The sequence below is a fragment of the Leclercia adecarboxylata genome, assembly GCF_023639785.1.
GTDB lineage: Bacteria > Pseudomonadota > Gammaproteobacteria > Enterobacterales > Enterobacteriaceae > Enterobacter > Enterobacter adecarboxylatus_D.
The window spans coordinates 4,547,974-4,563,902 of sequence record NZ_CP098325.1; the positions used below are offsets into that span (position 1 = coordinate 4,547,974).

The following is a 15,929-nucleotide window of genomic DNA, read 5'->3' on the forward strand; positions in this document are numbered from 1 at the left end:
AGATGTAAAAATGACGGAAAAGCGGACTGGCGTCAACTGAAAATATCATCATTGACGGTGAGGAATGCTCAGGGAAAGTGAAAATAGTTCAGGATGGTGCGGGGTGAGTGCGCGCTGGTGCCCTCACCCCAACCCTCTCCCACAGGGAGAGGGAGAAAACATGCGAATTACAGTAGCTGCGCCAGACGGTTGATATCTGACTGGATTGCCCCGGCGGTCACGTCACGGCCCGCACCCGGCCCACGGATCACCAGCGGGTTGTCGCGATACCAGCGGCTTTCGATGGCAAAGACGTTATCGCACGGCAGCAGCGCCGCCAGCGGATGTTCAGGGCGTACGGCCTCAACGCCCACGCGCGCTTTGCCGTTGGCGTCGAAACGCGCCACGTAGCGCAGCACCAGCCCCATTTCACGGGCGGCTTCCAGGCGCTGTAGCATCTGCTCGTTCAGGGCGTCGCCGTTCTCGAAGAAGTGATCGACCGATCCCTCTTCGCAGCCCGCAGGCACCAGCGACTCCACACGCACCTGATTCGGCTCGATGTCGTAGCCCGCTTCACGCGCCACAATCACCAGCTTACGCATCACGTCTTTCCCGGAGAGGTCAACGCGCGGATCCGGCTCGGTCAGCCCCTGCTGCCACGCCTGATCCACCAGGTCAGTGAACGGCACGGTGCCATCAAACTGCAGGAACAGCCAGGACAGGGTACCGGAGAAGATACCGCTGATCGCCAGAATGCTGTCGCCGCTTTCGATCAGATCGCGCACGGTGTGGTTAACCGGCAGACCCGCGCCAACGGTGGCGTTGTACAGCCAGTGACGGCCCGTTTTTTCAAAAGCGTCATGAATTTGACGGTAGTTACGGGTATTGCTGGCACCCGCCAGTTTGTTGGCGCTGATAACGTGGAAACCGTGGCTGGCAAAATCAAGATACTGATCGGCCAGCTGCTCGCTGGCGGTCACGTCCAGCACCACCAGATCGTCATACGGATGGGCGCGCATCCAGAGGAAGAGCGACTCTTCATCCTGCTCAATGGCTTCGTCATTGAAGAAGGCAAGCGCCCGGCTGGCGTCCAGCCCTTCGTAACTGAGCAGGCTGCGGCGGCTGTCCACCACCCCTGCCAGCACAAATTCAAAGCCGGTACGCGCGGAAAGCGTGGTCTGTTCACGGGCAAACAGCTCCAGCCAGCGGGAACCGATATTCCCTTTCCCGAACAGCATCAGGCCGATACGCTTTTCGGCGCGGAACAGCGACTGGTGCAGCCCCTGGATCAGGCTCTCCGTTGGCCCGGTGCGCATCACCGCCACCAGGCTGATGCCCTCTTCCGACTGCCAGGTAAATTCAACCGGCTGGCCTTTCAGCTGCTGCCAGAAACGGTGGCAGTGCAGCGGGTTACGGGTGACGCCCGCACCGACCATGGCGATCAGCGCCAGCCCCTGACGCAGACGAAGCTCGCCCGGCAGGCCCGCTTCATCAAGAATTTTCAGCGCGCTGTCGGCCACTTCTGCGGTGTAGCAGAACTGCAGCAGGTGACGGTCGGTATGCACACCCACGGCCAGGGGACGCACCTGAGCACGCTTGAGGATCAGATCAATCTCTTTATGGGCCTGTTTGAAATCCTGTCCGGCCGGAACGAGAAACTCGATCAGGCAGATATCGTCATGGCTGGTAACGATACGCGCGCCCGTGCCGGAGGCCAGCACGCGCTCGATGCGGGTTGAACCCTGATCCGGCGTATAGCTACAGCGCAGCTGCAGATCGATATCGCTGCCGGAAACCGGCTGAAGCGTGCGGGCGTGGAGAACCGGGGCCGCGAGGCGCGCCAGTTCGCTGGCTTCATCGAGACGCAGCAGCGGCAGCAGGCACGCATCTTTAACCTTACGCGGGTCGGCACTGTAGACACCGGCCACGTCGCTCCAGATGGTGACGCGAGACACCCCGGCCAGGGCGCCGATCTGCGTCGCGGAGTAGTCGGAGCCGTTACGTCCCAGCAGTACGGTTTCACCTGCGTTGCTGCGGCTGATAAAGCCGGTCACGACAATACGTTTATTCGGATGCTGCACCAGCAGCTGCTGAAGCAGCGGATAAGAGAGGCCTTCATCCACCTGCGGCTGTGCGCCACGTTCGGCACGCAGGAAGTCACGCGCGTCCAGCCAGGCAGCCTCGAGCCCCTGCTGTTGCAGAACGGCCGCCATCAGACGGGCAGACCACACTTCGCCGTGGCCCACCACTTCGGCATACACGGCATCGGTCACGCCGCTGTCGAGTAACGCGGCCAGCCGCTCCAGATCCTGGATAAAGGTGCTAATCAGGCCATCGGCTACGTCGGCAGGCAGTAAGCCGGCGATCAACTCACTCTGATAGCGGCGTAATGCTTGTTGAACCTGATGCGCAGAGAGACGATCGGTCTGGCTTAACTTCAGCCAGCTAATCAACTGGTTGGTGGTGCTGCCTGCCGCGGAGACAACCATCATGTCCCCCGGCATCGAATACTCTGCCATGATCCCCGCGACCCGCAGGTAACATTTCACATCAGCAAGACTACTACCACCAAACTTGTGCAGCTGACGACCCTTCGCCCCTGCCTGCGCTATCACACTCATGATTACCCCTTGGCTGCGACCCGGAAGCCATTTTCCAGATCGGCAATTAAATCTTCACAATCTTCAATACCGGTTGAGATACGCAACAGCGTCTCAGAGATCCCGGCGGCGGCACGCGCTTCTGGCGCCATGCCCGCGTGCGTCATGGTGGCGGCGTGGGAGATCAAGCTTTCAACCCCACCTAAAGATTCCGCCAGCGTAAACAGTGACAACCCGCTCAGGAAGCGACGCAGCGTCTGCTCATCGCCATCCAGTTCGAAACTTAACATCGCGCCAAAACCCTTTTGTTGACGCGCCGCAATCTCATGCCCCTGATTCTCCGGCAGCGACGGGTGATACAGCTTTTTCACCAGCGGCTGGGTCTTCAGGAAATCGACAATCGCCTGGGCGTTACGCTGCGCCACCTCCATACGCGGCGACAGGGTACGCAGCCCACGCAGCAGCAGATAGCTGTCGAACGCGCTGCCGGTGACGCCGATGTTATTCGCCCACCATGCCAGTTCGGTGACAACCTCCGGATCTTTTGCAATCACCACCCCGGCAACCACATCCGAGTGGCCGTTCAGATATTTAGTGCATGAATGCAATACCAGGTCTGCTCCCAGTGCCAGCGGGTTCTGTAGCGCCGGACTGAGGAACGTATTATCCACTACACTTATCGCTCCCGCATCCCTTGCAAGCTGACAAATTTTTGCAATGTCCACAACGCGCAGCAGAGGGTTGCTTGGACTTTCCACTAAAACCAGCTTTGGTTTCTCTGCCAGCGCCTGTTTCAGCGCCTGCTCATCACCCTGATCGACAAACAGCACGCGGTAGCATCCGCGCTTCGCCAGGCTGTCGAAAAGACGATAGCTGCCGCCGTAGCAGTCGTGCGGGGCCACCAGCAGATCGCCAGGTTTCAGGAACACGGTGGTCACCAGGTGAATGGCCGACATGCCGGTGTTGGTCATCACCGCGCCTGCGCCACCTTCCAGTTCCGCCAGCGCTCGCTGGGTGACATCACGCGTAGGGTTGCCACGGCGCGAATAATCATGGGCGCGTGGTTCATTAAATCCGGTGAAGTTATAGGTACTGGAGAGATGAATCGGCGGGACAACGCAGCCGTACTGTTCGTCATCATTCAATCCGCTACGCACTGCGATGGTGGCCTGTTTACGCGTCATGGTGAAGGCTTCCTGGCTTAATGGATGAAAAGTCAGGCCCCAGAGTAAACATTGATTATATGGACGTCAATACATCTGGACATCTAAACTTCTTTGCGTATAGATTGAGCAATGCGCAAATAGCCGTTAAAATTATATGCTTTAGCGCATACCGCAGAGGCAATATCCGTGTCACGACGGCATCTCTACGGTAAACTACGCGAGATTATGGCGCGAAACCCTGCGAACCGCTGCGGTGTCGGCCTCATATTAATGACAGAGAGGATTAAAGGTATCTCATGGCTGAATGGAGCGGCGAATATATCAGCCCATACGCTGAGCACGGTAAGAAGAGTGAACAAGTAAAAAAAATTACGGTTTCCATTCCTCTGAAGGTGTTAAAGATCCTCACCGATGAGCGCACGCGTCGTCAGGTGAATAACCTGCGTCACGCGACCAACAGCGAGCTGCTGTGCGAAGCGTTCCTGCACGCGTTTACCGGTCAACCGTTGCCGAACGATGAAGACCTGCGCAAAGAGCGTAGTGATGAAATTCCGGAAGAGGCGAAGGTGATCATGCGTGAACTGGGTATCGACCCGGATACGTGGGAATACTGATTTGCAGATACAAAAAAAGCGCCTTGCGGCGCTTTTTTTTCGGGATGCATCTTACTTGGAAGAGCCCGGGATGCTGAAACGCTTGTTGAAGCGGTCAACACGGCCACCGGTTGCAACATCACGCTGCTTACCAGTGTAGAACGGGTGGCACTGGCCGCACACGTCCAGGTTCAGATCATGACCCACGGTGGAGCGGATCTGGATAGAGTTACCGCAAGAGCAGTTTGCAGTAATCATTTCGTATTTAGGATGGATATCTTTTTTCATGGGAGAACCTCAGTTAAGGCCGCGTCGCTCTTCCAGCCCTAACGCCAGACACCACGCGATGTTGAATGTAAGTTCTTTGATGCAAAGTGCACCAAAGGCGGCGAATCATACAGAATTTAACCAGGGTATGCAAACTGATCCGCACGCCGCCTTTCACTAATGTGTATACTAACGCGCCACTTTTCAAGTCAGGAAGATTCGATGCCCGTTGCTCACGTTGCCCTGCCCGTTCCGCTTCCCCGCACCTTCGACTACCTGCTGCCAGACGGTATGCAGGCCGTAGCGGGCTGTCGCGTGAATGTGCCGTTTGGCAAACAGCAGCGGGTGGGCATTGTGGTTTCCGTCAGCCAGCAAAGCGAACTGCCTCTCAGTGAACTGAAAAGCGTAGTTGAGGTGCTGGACAGCGAGCCTGTCTTTTCCTCCAGCGTCTGGCGACTGCTGCTGTGGGCAGCCGACTATTATCATCACCCCATTGGCGATGTGCTGTTTCACGCCCTGCCCATTCTGCTGCGTCAGGGCAAAAGCGCCAGCCACGCGCCGATGTGGTACTGGTTTGCCACCGAGCAGGGCCAGGCGGTGGACATTAACAGCCTGAAACGCTCCCCGAAACAGCAGCAGGCGCTGGCGGCGTTACGCCAGGGCCGCATCTGGCGGCATCAGGTTGAGAGCCTCGATTTTAACGACGCCGCGCTGCAGAGCTTACGCAAAAAAGGGCTGAGCGAGCTGGCCTGCGAAGCCCCGGCGCTTATCGACTGGCGCGACGGCTTTAGCGTGGCGGGCGACCGCCTGCGCCTGAATACCGAACAGGCAACCGCCGTTGGCGCGATCCATAGCGCGTCCGATCGCTTCTCGGCCTGGCTGCTGGCGGGGGTCACCGGTTCCGGTAAGACCGAAGTCTACCTGAGCGTGCTGGAAAACGTGCTGGCTCAGGGAAAACAGGCGCTGGTGATGGTGCCGGAAATCGGCCTGACGCCGCAGACCATCGCCCGTTTTCGCGAGCGGTTTAACGCCCCGGTTGAGGTGCTGCACTCCGGCTTAAACGACAGCGAACGCCTCAGCGCCTGGCTGAAAGCCAAAAATGGCGAAGCGGCGATCGTGATTGGCACCCGCTCATCCCTGTTCACGCCGTTTAACAATCTCGGCGTGATCGTCATCGACGAAGAGCACGACAGCTCCTATAAGCAACAGGAAGGCTGGCGCTATCACGCCCGCGACCTGGCGGTGTACCGCGCCCACAGCGAGCAGATCCCGATTATTCTTGGCTCAGCCACCCCTGCGCTGGAGACGCTGCACAATGTGCGCCAGCGAAAATACCATTTATTACGCCTGACGCGACGGGCGGGCAATGCCCGGCCAGCCATTCAGCACGTGCTGGATCTGAAAGGTCAGCAGGTGCAGGCGGGATTAGCCCCGGCGTTGATTACCCGCATGCGCCAGCATCTGCAGGCCAACAACCAGGTGATCCTGTTTCTCAACCGTCGCGGCTTTGCCCCGGCGCTGCTGTGCCACGACTGCGGCTGGATAGCCGAGTGCCCGCGCTGCGATCACTACTACACCCTGCATCAGGCTCAGCACCATTTGCGCTGTCACCACTGCGACAGCCAGCGGCCGGTGCCGCGCCAGTGTCCCTCCTGCGGCTCCACCCATATGGTGCCCGTCGGGCTGGGCACAGAGCAGCTGGAGCAGGCGCTTACCCCCTTCTTCCCCGGCGTGGCCATCTCGCGTATCGACCGCGATACCACCAGCCGCAAAGGGGCGCTTGAGCAGCAGCTGGCGGAGGTGCATCGCGGCGGGGCGCGCATCCTGATTGGTACCCAGATGCTGGCGAAAGGGCACCACTTCCCGGACGTCACCCTGGTGGCACTGCTGGACGTTGACGGGGCGCTGTTCTCCGCGGATTTCCGTTCTGCAGAGCGCTTTGCCCAGCTCTATACCCAGGTGGCAGGCCGTGCCGGGCGTGCCGGTAAACAGGGCGAAGTGGTGCTGCAGACCCACCATCCCGAGCATCCGCTGCTGCAAACCCTGCTGCATAAAGGCTACGATGCCTTTGCCGAGCAGGCGCTGGCGGAGCGCCAGACCCTGCAACTTCCGCCGTGGACCAGCCATGTGATTATCCGCGCAGAGGATCACAACAACCAGCAGGCACCGCTGTTCCTCCAGCAGCTGCGCAATCTGCTGCAGGCCAGCCCGCTGGTGGATAATCAGCTGTGGATTTTAGGTCCGGTTCCGGCATTAGCCCCCAAACGCGGCGGACGCTATCGTTGGCAAATTCTGCTGCAACACCCTTCCCGGGTGCGTCTGCAACATATCGTTAGCGGCACGCTGGCGTTAATCAATACCCTGCCGGAAGCGCGTAAAGTGAAGTGGGTGCTGGACGTCGATCCTATCGAAAGCTGAAAAAGGGTGGGAGGCGGATCGAAAAATTCAACATGACTCACACTTTTTATGAAAATTCTGTAACCGCTTCCATTCGCAATCTGATAAAACTGACTCAGTCAGAAGAGCGGTGATTCGCCTGCGAGGAGAAGAGGTTGAAGTCCAGGAAAGAGGTTGCCTCGGCGACCATGAAAGATGTTGCCCTGAAAGCAAAAGTCTCAACGGCAACGGTATCCCGAGCCCTAATGAATCCCGACAAAGTCTCGCAAAGCACGCGAAATCGCGTTGAGCAGGCTGCGCTGGAGGTAGGTTATCTGCCCCAGGCCATGGGCCGAAACGTCAAACGAAACGAATCCCGCACCATACTGGTCATCGTGCCTGACATCTGCGATCCCTTTTTTAGCGAAATCATCCGCGGCATCGAAGTGACCGCTGCAGCCCAGGGCTATCTGGTGCTGATTGGCGACTGCGCGCACCAGAACCAGCAGGAAAAGACCTTCATCGACCTGATTATCACCAAGCAGATCGACGGCATGCTGCTGCTCGGTTCCCGTCTGCCTTTCGATGCCAGCATTGAAGAGCAGCGCAATCTGCCGCCAATGGTGATGGCCAACGAGTTCGCTCCTGAACTGGAGCTGCCTACCGTCCATATTGATAATCTCACTGCCGCATTCAATGCCGTGAATTATCTGCAGGAGCTGGGTCATAAACGTATCGGCTGTATCGCCGGGCCGGAAGAGATGCCTTTGTGCCACTATCGTCTGCAGGGCTATGTTCAGGCGCTGCGCCGCACCGGGGCGACAGTGGATCCCCACTATATTGCCCGGGGTGACTTTACTTTTGCTGCTGGCGGCCTGGCGCTGGAAAAACTGCTGTCGCTGCCGCAACCGCCTACGGCGGTATTCTGCCACAGCGACGTCATGGCGCTGGGTGCGCTCTCTTATGCCAAACGGCGCGGCCTGAACGTGCCGAAAGATCTCTCAATTATTGGCTTCGATAACATCTCTCTGTCTGAATTTTGCGATCCGCCGCTCTCAACGGTGGCGCAACCCCGCTATGATATTGGCCGTGAAGCGATGCTGCTGTTACTGGATCAGCTGAACGGACAAACGGTCAGCAGCGGCTCCCGTTTACTGGACTGTGAATTGATTGTTCGGGGTTCAACCCAGGCACTGACTTAAAGTAAACGCCTTTCAGACGTCCTCATCTGGTCAAAGGCCCGTCGCTTAAGTAACATGACGGGCTGACAAACGAAAAAATACAGCGAAACGATAGTGGCACAACGAGATTATGTACGTCGCGGCCAGCCGGCACCTTCGCGACGCAAAAAGAGTAGCTCACGGAAACCGCAACGCAGCCTGCCTGCGGTCTCGCCTGCCATGGTCGCGATTGCGGCGGCAGTAGTGGTGGCATTCATCGGCGGCCTCTGGTTCATTACGCACCATAAAAAAGAAGAAGCAGAAGCGCTACAGGGCAACAAAGTTGTCGGCAACGGCTTGCCTCCGAAACCGGAAGAGCGTTGGCGCTATATTAAAGAGCTTGAAAGCCGCCAGCCGGGCGTGCGTGCACCTACCGAGCCCTCTGCCGGTGGCGAGGTGATGGATCCTAATCAGCTGACCAACGAACAGCGCCAGTTGCTGGCCCAGATGCAGGCGGATATGCGCCAGCAGCCTACGCAGCTCAACGAAGTGCCGTGGAATGAGCAAACGGCGGCGCAGCGCCAGCAAACGCTGCAGCGCCAGCGCCAGGCGCAGCAACAGGTTCAGCAGCAACAGTGGGCGCAAACCCAGACGGTACAGCAGCCGAAAGCACAGCCGCGGGTGACAGAGCAGCCTTACCAGCAGCCGCGTACCGCGCAAACGCAACCGGCGCAACAGCCGAAGACGCAGCCTGCGAAGCAAAATACCAACACACAGCCGTATCAGGATCTGATGCAAACGCCTGCCCACACTACCGCGCAGCAGCCGAAGGCCGCCCCGGTCACCAAAGAGACCGAGGCGCCGAAACAGACGGCAGAGAAGAAAGACGAACGTCGCTGGATGGTACAGTGCGGCTCCTTTAAAGGCGCAGAGCAGGCGGAAACCGTGCGTGCCCAGCTGGCGTTTGAGGGCTTTGATTCACGCATCACCACCAATAACGGCTGGAATCGCGTGGTGATCGGCCCGGTCAAAGGCAAAGATAACGCCGATGGCACCATCTCTCGTCTGAAGATGGCTGGCCACGCAAACTGCATTCGACTCGCTTCCGGGGGTTGAAACCCCCAAAATCCCCCCCATCTATCATTCTATTCAGCCCTGAGCACTGGCTCGGGGCTTCTATTCCGAATTTGTAACCAGGGGGTCTGCTCGTGACAACAATAGTAAGTGTACGCCGTAACGGCCAGGTGGTGATTGCCGGTGATGGCCAGGCCACGCTGGGTAATACCGTCATGAAAGGCAACGTGAAAAAAGTGCGTCGTCTGTATAACGACAAAGTGATCGCCGGTTTTGCGGGCGGTACCGCTGACGCCTTCACGCTGTTCGAGCTGTTTGAACGTAAACTGGAAATGCATCAGGGCCATCTGGTGAAAGCCGCCGTTGAGCTGGCGAAAGACTGGCGCACCGACCGTATGCTGCGCAAGCTTGAAGCACTGCTGGCGGTAGCCGATGAAAACGCCTCGCTGATCATCACCGGTAACGGTGACGTGGTGCAGCCAGAAAATGATTTGATTGCTATCGGTTCCGGTGGCCCGTACGCCCAGGCCGCTGCCCGCGCACTGTTGGAGAACTCCGACCTGGGCGCGCGCGATATCGCTGTGAAGGCGTTGGATATTGCAGGTGATATCTGCATCTACACCAACCACTTCCACACCATCGAAGAATTGCCGTCTAAGGCGTAAGGATTTCTCATGTCTGAAATGACCCCACGCGAAATTGTCAGCGAACTGAACAAACACATTATCGGCCAGGATAACGCCAAGCGTTCTGTGGCGATTGCCCTGCGTAACCGCTGGCGTCGTATGCAGCTGGACGAAGAGCTGCGCCATGAAGTGACGCCAAAAAACATTCTGATGATCGGACCGACCGGTGTCGGTAAAACCGAGATCGCCCGTCGTCTGGCGAAACTGGCCAACGCGCCGTTCATTAAAGTTGAAGCGACCAAGTTTACCGAAGTGGGCTATGTCGGGAAGGAAGTGGACTCTATCATCCGCGATCTGACCGATTCCGCGATCAAAATGGTTCGCGTCCAGTCCATCGAGAAAAACCGCTATCGCGCCGAAGAGATGGCGGAAGAGCGCGTTCTGGATGTACTGATCCCACCAGCGAAAAACAACTGGGGCCAGGCAGAGCAACCTGCCGAGCCGTCTGCTGCCCGCCAGGCGTTCCGCAAAAAACTGCGTGAAGGCCAGCTGGATGACAAAGAGATTGAGATCGAGCTCGCAGCCGCGCCAATGGGCGTGGAAATTATGTCTCCGCCGGGTATGGAAGAGATGACCAGCCAGCTGCAGTCCATGTTCCAGAACCTGGGCGGGCAGAAGCAGAAGCCGCGTAAGCTGAAAATCAAAGACGCCATGAAGCTGCTGATTGAAGAAGAAGCAGCGAAACTGGTAAACCCGGAAGAGCTGAAGCAGGACGCCATTGACGCGGTTGAGCAGCACGGCATCGTGTTTATCGATGAGATCGATAAAATCTGTAAGCGCGGCGAATCCTCCGGCCCGGACGTTTCCCGTGAGGGTGTACAGCGCGACCTGCTGCCGCTGGTTGAAGGCTGCACCGTTTCCACCAAGCACGGCATGGTGAAAACCGACCACATTCTGTTTATTGCGTCCGGTGCGTTCCAGGTGGCCAAGCCGTCTGACCTCATTCCTGAGCTGCAGGGTCGTCTGCCGATCCGCGTTGAGCTGCAGGCGCTGACCACGGAAGATTTCGAGCGTATCCTGACCGAGCCGAACGCCTCCGTCACCGTGCAGTACAAAGCGCTGATGGCAACCGAAGGCGTGAACATTGAGTTCACCGAAGACGGTATCAAGCGTATCGCTCAGGCCGCGTGGCAGGTTAACGAAACCACCGAGAACATCGGTGCGCGTCGTCTGCATACCGTGCTGGAACGCCTGATGGAAGACATCTCTTATGATGCAAGCGACCTTAACGGTCAAAGCATTACGATTGATGCCGACTATGTGAGTAAGCACCTTGATGCTTTAGTAGCAGATGAAGATCTGAGCCGTTTTATCCTATAATCGCGGTCATTGCATATTCATCACTGATGATGGGGCTGAAAAGCCCCATTTTTATTGGCTAAATAACTATGACTGAAATCAGCCGTACACGTGCCTGGCTGGAAAGCCTGCGGCCTAAAACGCTTCCTCTCGCTTTCGCCGCCATTATTGTCGGCACCGCTCTCGCGTGGTGGCAAGGGCATTTCGACCCGCTGGTGGCCGCTCTGGCGCTGGTTACCGCCGGGCTGCTGCAAATCCTCTCTAACCTGGCCAACGATTATGGCGATGCCGTTAAGGGCAGCGACAAACCCGATCGTATCGGGCCCCTGCGCGGAATGCAGAAAGGGGTGATCACCCAGGAGCAGATGAAACGGGCGCTGATTATCACCGTCGCGCTGATCTGTCTTTCCGGGATTGCGCTGGTGCTGGTGGCCTGTAAAACGCCGGCGGATGCGGTTGGCTTCCTGGTACTCGGCCTGCTGGCGATTGTCGCGGCGATCACTTATACCGTCGGCACCCGCCCTTACGGATACATTGGGCTGGGCGATATTTCCGTCCTGGTGTTCTTCGGCTGGCTGAGCGTGATGGGCAGCTGGTATCTGCAGGCGCACACGCTGATCCCTGCCCTGTTCCTGCCCGCCACCGCCTGCGGCCTGCTGGCGACGGCAGTGCTCAATATCAACAACCTGCGCGACATCGACAGCGATCGTCAGAATGGTAAAAACACGCTGGCGGTCCGTTTAGGGCCGGTGAACGCGCGCCGCTACCACGCGTGCCTGCTGATGGGGGCGCTGTTCTGCCTGGCGCTGTTTAATCTGCTGTCGCTGCACAGCCTGTGGGGCTGGTTGTTCATCCTTGCCGCGCCGCTGCTGATCAAACAGGCGCGCTACGTGATGCACGAGCAAAGCGCCTCAGCTATGCCGCCAATGCTGGAACGCACGGTAAAAGGCGCGCTGTTAACTAACCTGTTGTTCGTGATAGGGATTGTTCTCAGCCAGACGCTAAATTAGCTGACAAATATCAATTAACAATTGATGATTTTGCAAACAATGCATTTCGCGCGATATACTGAAATCACTTGCAGCAACAGAGCGTTAAACCTATGAAATACGATACCTCCGAGCTTTGTGACATCTACCAGGAAGATGTTAACGTCGTAGAACCGCTGTTCTCCAACTTCGGTGGACGGTCGTCATTTGGCGGACAAATCATCACGGTGAAATGTTTTGAGGATAACGGGTTGCTGTACGATCTGCTCGAACAGAACGGCCGTGGTCGTATTCTGCTGATCGACGGCGGGGGCTCCGTGCGTCGCGCGTTAATTGATGCCGAACTGGCCCGTCTTGCCATGCAAAACGAATGGGAAGGCATTGTGGTTTATGGCGCGGTGCGTCAGGTAGACGACCTCGAAGAGCTCGATCTGGGCATTCAGGCGATTGCTGCCATTCCGGTGGGTGCAGCAGGCGAAGGCATTGGCGAAAGCGACGTGCGCGTTAATTTCGGCGGTGTGACGTTCTTCTCCGGCGATCATCTCTATGCCGATAATACCGGCATTATCCTCTCTGAAGATCCGCTGGATATCGAGTAATAAAAAAGCCGGGTGGCGGCTTCGCCTTACCCGGCCTGCTCATTCTCTCTTACGCCGTTAAGCGTAAAAGATAACGGGAATCAGACTTCTTCCATACGTCCCAGCAGGGCATGCAGGCGATCCTGCCAGCCGTTCTGCTGTTCGCGCAGGTGGTGGTTTTCACGCTCCAGCTCTTCGCGGCCATGCTGAGCAGTCTGAATTTCCTGCGACAGCGCGTTGTTTTTTTCTTTCAGCTCTTCGATTTCCATCTGCAGCAGGGTGATGGTATCAATCGCCTGCTGTACTTTGGATTCCAGTTTCTCAAACACTTCTAACGACATAATCCTACCTCTCCTGAATTTGCAAGGCGACGCTTGACGTAAACGCGCACAACACCTGGTGTCGATTGTATGGAGCCCCGTCCTCCCTGTCCAGCGGCAGACCGCGCAGATTGCGGTTTGCAACACTTTTCAGCCTCCTCCTGGTGCGTTCCCGTCATATACCCCTAAATTGTTAACGCTTTAGTTAACGGAATGCTTCAAGCCACCTTCGTCCTTAAACACTTGTGCACACTTTATGGCGCGTTATCGCTCATTTTGTTGACGCGGCACACACATTTTAATTTCGATATTTCTCGTTTTTGCTCGTTAACGATAAATTAACACTATGTCTACAGGACATCGTGGCGGTTACGACAATCGTCGCGCCAACAATAACCATTAATTCTTTTCAGGATCCGATTATGAGTGAAACATCAACCTTAAAAGGCCAGTGCATCGCAGAGTTCCTGGGTACTGGGTTGTTGATTTTCTTTGGCGTAGGATGTGTGGCTGCACTGAAAGTGGCGGGTGCCAGTTTCGGGCAGTGGGAAATCAGCATCATTTGGGGTCTGGGCGTGGCGATGGCCATCTATCTGACGGCGGGTGTTTCTGGTGCGCATCTTAACCCTGCGGTCACCATCGCGCTGTGGCTGTTTGCCTGCTTCGACAAACGCAAGGTGATCCCCTTCATTGTTGCGCAGTTTGCCGGTGCCTTTTGTGCCGCGGCGTTAGTTTACGGGCTCTATTACAATCTGTTTATCGACTTCGAGCAGACGCATCAGATGGTGCGCGGCAGCGTCGAGAGTCTGGATCTGGCCGGTATCTTCTCAACCTATCCGAACCCGCATATCAATTTTGTGCAGGCGTTCGCAGTTGAAATGGTCATTACCGCTATTCTGATGGGCGTCATCATGGCGCTGGGTGATGACGGCAACGGCATTCCACGCGGGCCGCTGGCGCCGCTGCTGATTGGCCTGTTGATTGCCGTTATTGGTGCATCCATGGGCCCGTTAACCGGTTTTGCGATGAACCCGGCGCGTGATTTAGGGCCGAAAACTTTCGCCTTCTTTGCTGGCTGGGGCGACGTGGCCTTCACCGGCGGTAAAGATATTCCTTACTTCCTCGTGCCGCTGTTCGGGCCGATTGTTGGGGCGGCGTTGGGCGCATTTGGCTATCGCAAACTGATTGGTCGCCACTTACCGTGCGACACCTGTGTGGAAGAGGAGAAAGAAACGACTTCCGCCACGCAACAAAAAGCTTCGCTGTAATCTGACTACGGGACAAAAACCATGACCGAAAAAAAATATATCGTTGCGCTCGACCAGGGCACGACCAGCTCCCGCGCTGTCGTTATGGATCATGACGCGAACATCGTCAGCGTGTCACAGCGCGAATTCGAGCAAATTTATCCGAAGCCAGGCTGGGTCGAGCACGACCCAATGGAGATCTGGGCGTCACAAAGCTCGACGCTGGTTGAAGTGCTGGCAAAAGCCGATATCAGTTCCGACGAGATTGCCGCTATCGGCATCACCAACCAGCGTGAAACGGCCATTGTCTGGGAGCGCGAAACCGGTAAGCCGATTTACAACGCCATCGTCTGGCAGTGCCGCCGCACCGCAGATATTTGCGAGAAGCTTAAGCGCGACGGCATGGAAGAGTACGTGCGTAGCGCCACCGGCCTGGTGGTGGACCCGTACTTCTCCGGCACCAAGGTAAAATGGATCCTCGACCACGTTGAAGGCTCCCGCGAGCGGGCAAAACGCGGCGAACTGCTGTTCGGTACCGTGGATACCTGGCTTATCTGGAAGATGACCCAGGGACGCGTCCATGTGACCGACTACACCAACGCCTCGCGTACCATGCTGTTCAACATCAACACCCTGGAATGGGATGACAAGATGCTGGAGGCGCTGGACATCCCGCGCGCCATGCTGCCCCAGGTACGTAAGTCCTCGGAGATCTACGGCCAGACCAATATCGGCGGTAAAGGCGGGACGCGTATTCCTATCGCCGGGATCGCCGGTGACCAGCAGGCGGCGCTGTTTGGCCAGCTGTGCGTGAAGGAAGGAATGGCGAAAAACACCTACGGTACCGGCTGCTTCATGCTGATGAACACCGGCGAGAAGGCGGTGAAATCCGAGCATGGCCTGCTGACCACCATCGCCTGTGGCCCGCGCGGCGAAGTGAACTACGCCCTGGAAGGCGCGGTATTTATGGCGGGGGCCTCCATCCAGTGGCTGCGCGACGAAATGAAGCTGATCAGCGACGCCTTTGACTCCGAGTATTTCGCCACCAAGGTGAAAGATACTAACGGGGTGTACGTGGTGCCGGCCTTTACCGGGCTGGGTGCGCCGTACTGGGACCCGTATGCTCGCGGGGCGATTTTCGGCCTGACGCGTGGGGTGAACTCCAACCACATCATTCGCGCTACGCTGGAGTCGATTGCCTATCAGACCCGCGACGTGCTGGAAGCGATGCAGGCCGACTCGGGTATTCGTCTGCACGCCCTGCGCGTGGACGGCGGCGCGGTCGCCAACAACTTCCTGATGCAGTTCCAGTCCGATATTCTGGGTACCCGCGTGGAGCGCCCGGAAGTGCGTGAAGTGACGGCGCTGGGTGCGGCTTATCTTGCCGGTCTGGCGGTGGGCTTCTGGCAGAACCTCGACGAACTGCAGGAAAAAGCGGTCATTGAGCGCGAATTCCGCCCGGGCATCGAAACCACCGAGCGCAACTACCGCTACAGCGGCTGGAAGAAAGCGGTGAAACGCGCCCTGGCGTGGGAAGAGCACGACGAGTCGTAATCCACCTCACATTCCCTCTCCCTGTGGGAGAGGGTCAGGGT

Annotated in this window: 14 protein-coding genes; 10 read left to right on the plus strand and 4 right to left on the minus strand. The window is 57.4% G+C overall.

Annotated elements, in window-relative coordinates; genetic code table 11:
* Positions 1 to 167 precede the first annotated feature (167 nt).
* The gene (locus tag NB069_RS21510) at positions 168 to 2,600 is read right to left on the minus strand and encodes a bifunctional aspartate kinase/homoserine dehydrogenase II (RefSeq protein WP_250586592.1); all 2,433 of its coding nucleotides are present in this window, start codon (positions 2,598 to 2,600) and stop codon (positions 168 to 170) included.
* 2 nt (positions 2,601 to 2,602) lie between these two features.
* Positions 2,603 to 3,763, minus strand: a complete 1,161-nt coding sequence (metB, locus tag NB069_RS21515) for a cystathionine gamma-synthase (RefSeq protein WP_250586593.1) — start codon at positions 3,761 to 3,763, stop codon at positions 2,603 to 2,605.
* 278 nt (positions 3,764 to 4,041) lie between these two features.
* Here metB and metJ point away from each other — a divergent pair, with 278 nt between their 5' ends.
* A complete protein-coding gene (gene metJ, locus NB069_RS21520; protein ID WP_007369220.1) occupies positions 4,042 to 4,359 on the plus strand; it encodes a met regulon transcriptional regulator MetJ in 318 nt (105 codons plus the stop codon).
* A gap of 51 nt (positions 4,360 to 4,410) precedes the next feature.
* Here the strand turns inward: metJ and rpmE are convergent, their stop codons facing one another.
* The gene (gene rpmE, locus NB069_RS21525) at positions 4,411 to 4,626 is read right to left on the minus strand and encodes a 50S ribosomal protein L31 (RefSeq protein WP_039032122.1); all 216 of its coding nucleotides are present in this window, start codon (positions 4,624 to 4,626) and stop codon (positions 4,411 to 4,413) included.
* Positions 4,627 to 4,827: 201 nt separating this feature from the next.
* Here rpmE and priA point away from each other — a divergent pair, with 201 nt between their 5' ends.
* The 7 genes from priA (at position 4,828) to rraA (ending at position 12,788) form a co-directional block, all read left to right on the plus strand.
* Complete coding sequence (gene priA, locus NB069_RS21530; RefSeq protein ID WP_250586594.1) at positions 4,828 to 7,023, plus strand: primosomal protein N'; 2,196 nt, start codon at positions 4,828 to 4,830, stop codon at positions 7,021 to 7,023.
* A gap of 134 nt (positions 7,024 to 7,157) precedes the next feature.
* Positions 7,158 to 8,183, plus strand: a complete 1,026-nt coding sequence (cytR, locus tag NB069_RS21535) for a DNA-binding transcriptional regulator CytR (protein ID WP_250586595.1) — start codon at positions 7,158 to 7,160, stop codon at positions 8,181 to 8,183.
* Between the two features lie 93 nt (positions 8,184 to 8,276).
* The gene (gene ftsN / locus NB069_RS21540; RefSeq protein WP_250586596.1) at positions 8,277 to 9,257 is read left to right on the plus strand and encodes a cell division protein FtsN; all 981 of its coding nucleotides are present in this window, start codon (positions 8,277 to 8,279) and stop codon (positions 9,255 to 9,257) included.
* Positions 9,258 to 9,349: 92 nt separating this feature from the next.
* Complete coding sequence (gene hslV, locus NB069_RS21545) at positions 9,350 to 9,880, plus strand: ATP-dependent protease subunit HslV (RefSeq protein ID WP_032615282.1); 531 nt, start codon at positions 9,350 to 9,352, stop codon at positions 9,878 to 9,880.
* 9 nt (positions 9,881 to 9,889) lie between these two features.
* Complete coding sequence (hslU, locus tag NB069_RS21550; protein ID WP_250586597.1) at positions 9,890 to 11,221, plus strand: HslU--HslV peptidase ATPase subunit; 1,332 nt, start codon at positions 9,890 to 9,892, stop codon at positions 11,219 to 11,221.
* 62 nt (positions 11,222 to 11,283) lie between these two features.
* Positions 11,284 to 12,210 (plus strand): 1,4-dihydroxy-2-naphthoate polyprenyltransferase, encoded by a 927-nt coding sequence (gene menA, locus NB069_RS21555; protein WP_250589556.1) that lies wholly within the window; start codon positions 11,284 to 11,286, stop codon positions 12,208 to 12,210.
* 92 nt (positions 12,211 to 12,302) lie between these two features.
* Positions 12,303 to 12,788, plus strand: coding sequence for a ribonuclease E activity regulator RraA (gene rraA, locus NB069_RS21560; protein WP_039032129.1), 486 nt, complete (start codon positions 12,303 to 12,305; stop codon positions 12,786 to 12,788).
* Positions 12,789 to 12,868: 80 nt separating this feature from the next.
* On the opposite strand, the gene zapB is transcribed toward rraA, so the two are convergent.
* On the minus strand, positions 12,869 to 13,108 hold the full coding sequence (zapB, locus tag NB069_RS21565; protein ID WP_039032130.1) for a septal ring assembly protein ZapB: 240 nt from the start codon (positions 13,106 to 13,108) through the stop codon (positions 12,869 to 12,871).
* 401 nt (positions 13,109 to 13,509) lie between these two features.
* Between zapB and NB069_RS21570 the strand changes: the two genes are divergently transcribed.
* The gene (locus tag NB069_RS21570; protein ID WP_250586598.1) at positions 13,510 to 14,355 is read left to right on the plus strand and encodes an MIP/aquaporin family protein; all 846 of its coding nucleotides are present in this window, start codon (positions 13,510 to 13,512) and stop codon (positions 14,353 to 14,355) included.
* A 21-nt stretch (positions 14,356 to 14,376) separates the two neighbouring features.
* Positions 14,377 to 15,888, plus strand: coding sequence for a glycerol kinase GlpK (glpK, locus tag NB069_RS21575; RefSeq protein WP_250586599.1), 1,512 nt, complete (start codon positions 14,377 to 14,379; stop codon positions 15,886 to 15,888).
* Positions 15,889 to 15,929: the final 41 nt, after the last annotated feature.

Coding starts and splice junctions, on each gene's coding strand:
- NB069_RS21510 (WP_250586592.1), bottom strand. CDS start 2,600: ATGAGTGTGATAGCGCAGGCAGGGGCGAAGGGTCGTCAGCTGCACAAG.
- priA (WP_250586594.1), top strand. CDS start 4,828: ATGCCCGTTGCTCACGTTGCCCTGCCCGTTCCGCTTCCCCGCACCTTC.
- metB (WP_250586593.1), bottom strand. CDS start 3,763: ATGACGCGTAAACAGGCCACCATCGCAGTGCGTAGCGGATTGAATGAT.
- glpK (WP_250586599.1), top strand. CDS start 14,377: ATGACCGAAAAAAAATATATCGTTGCGCTCGACCAGGGCACGACCAGC.
- zapB (WP_039032130.1), bottom strand. CDS start 13,108: ATGTCGTTAGAAGTGTTTGAGAAACTGGAATCCAAAGTACAGCAGGCG.
- hslU (WP_250586597.1), top strand. CDS start 9,890: ATGTCTGAAATGACCCCACGCGAAATTGTCAGCGAACTGAACAAACAC.
- metJ (WP_007369220.1), top strand. CDS start 4,042: ATGGCTGAATGGAGCGGCGAATATATCAGCCCATACGCTGAGCACGGT.
- rraA (WP_039032129.1), top strand. CDS start 12,303: ATGAAATACGATACCTCCGAGCTTTGTGACATCTACCAGGAAGATGTT.
- NB069_RS21570 (WP_250586598.1), top strand. CDS start 13,510: ATGAGTGAAACATCAACCTTAAAAGGCCAGTGCATCGCAGAGTTCCTG.
- rpmE (WP_039032122.1), bottom strand. CDS start 4,626: ATGAAAAAAGATATCCATCCTAAATACGAAATGATTACTGCAAACTGC.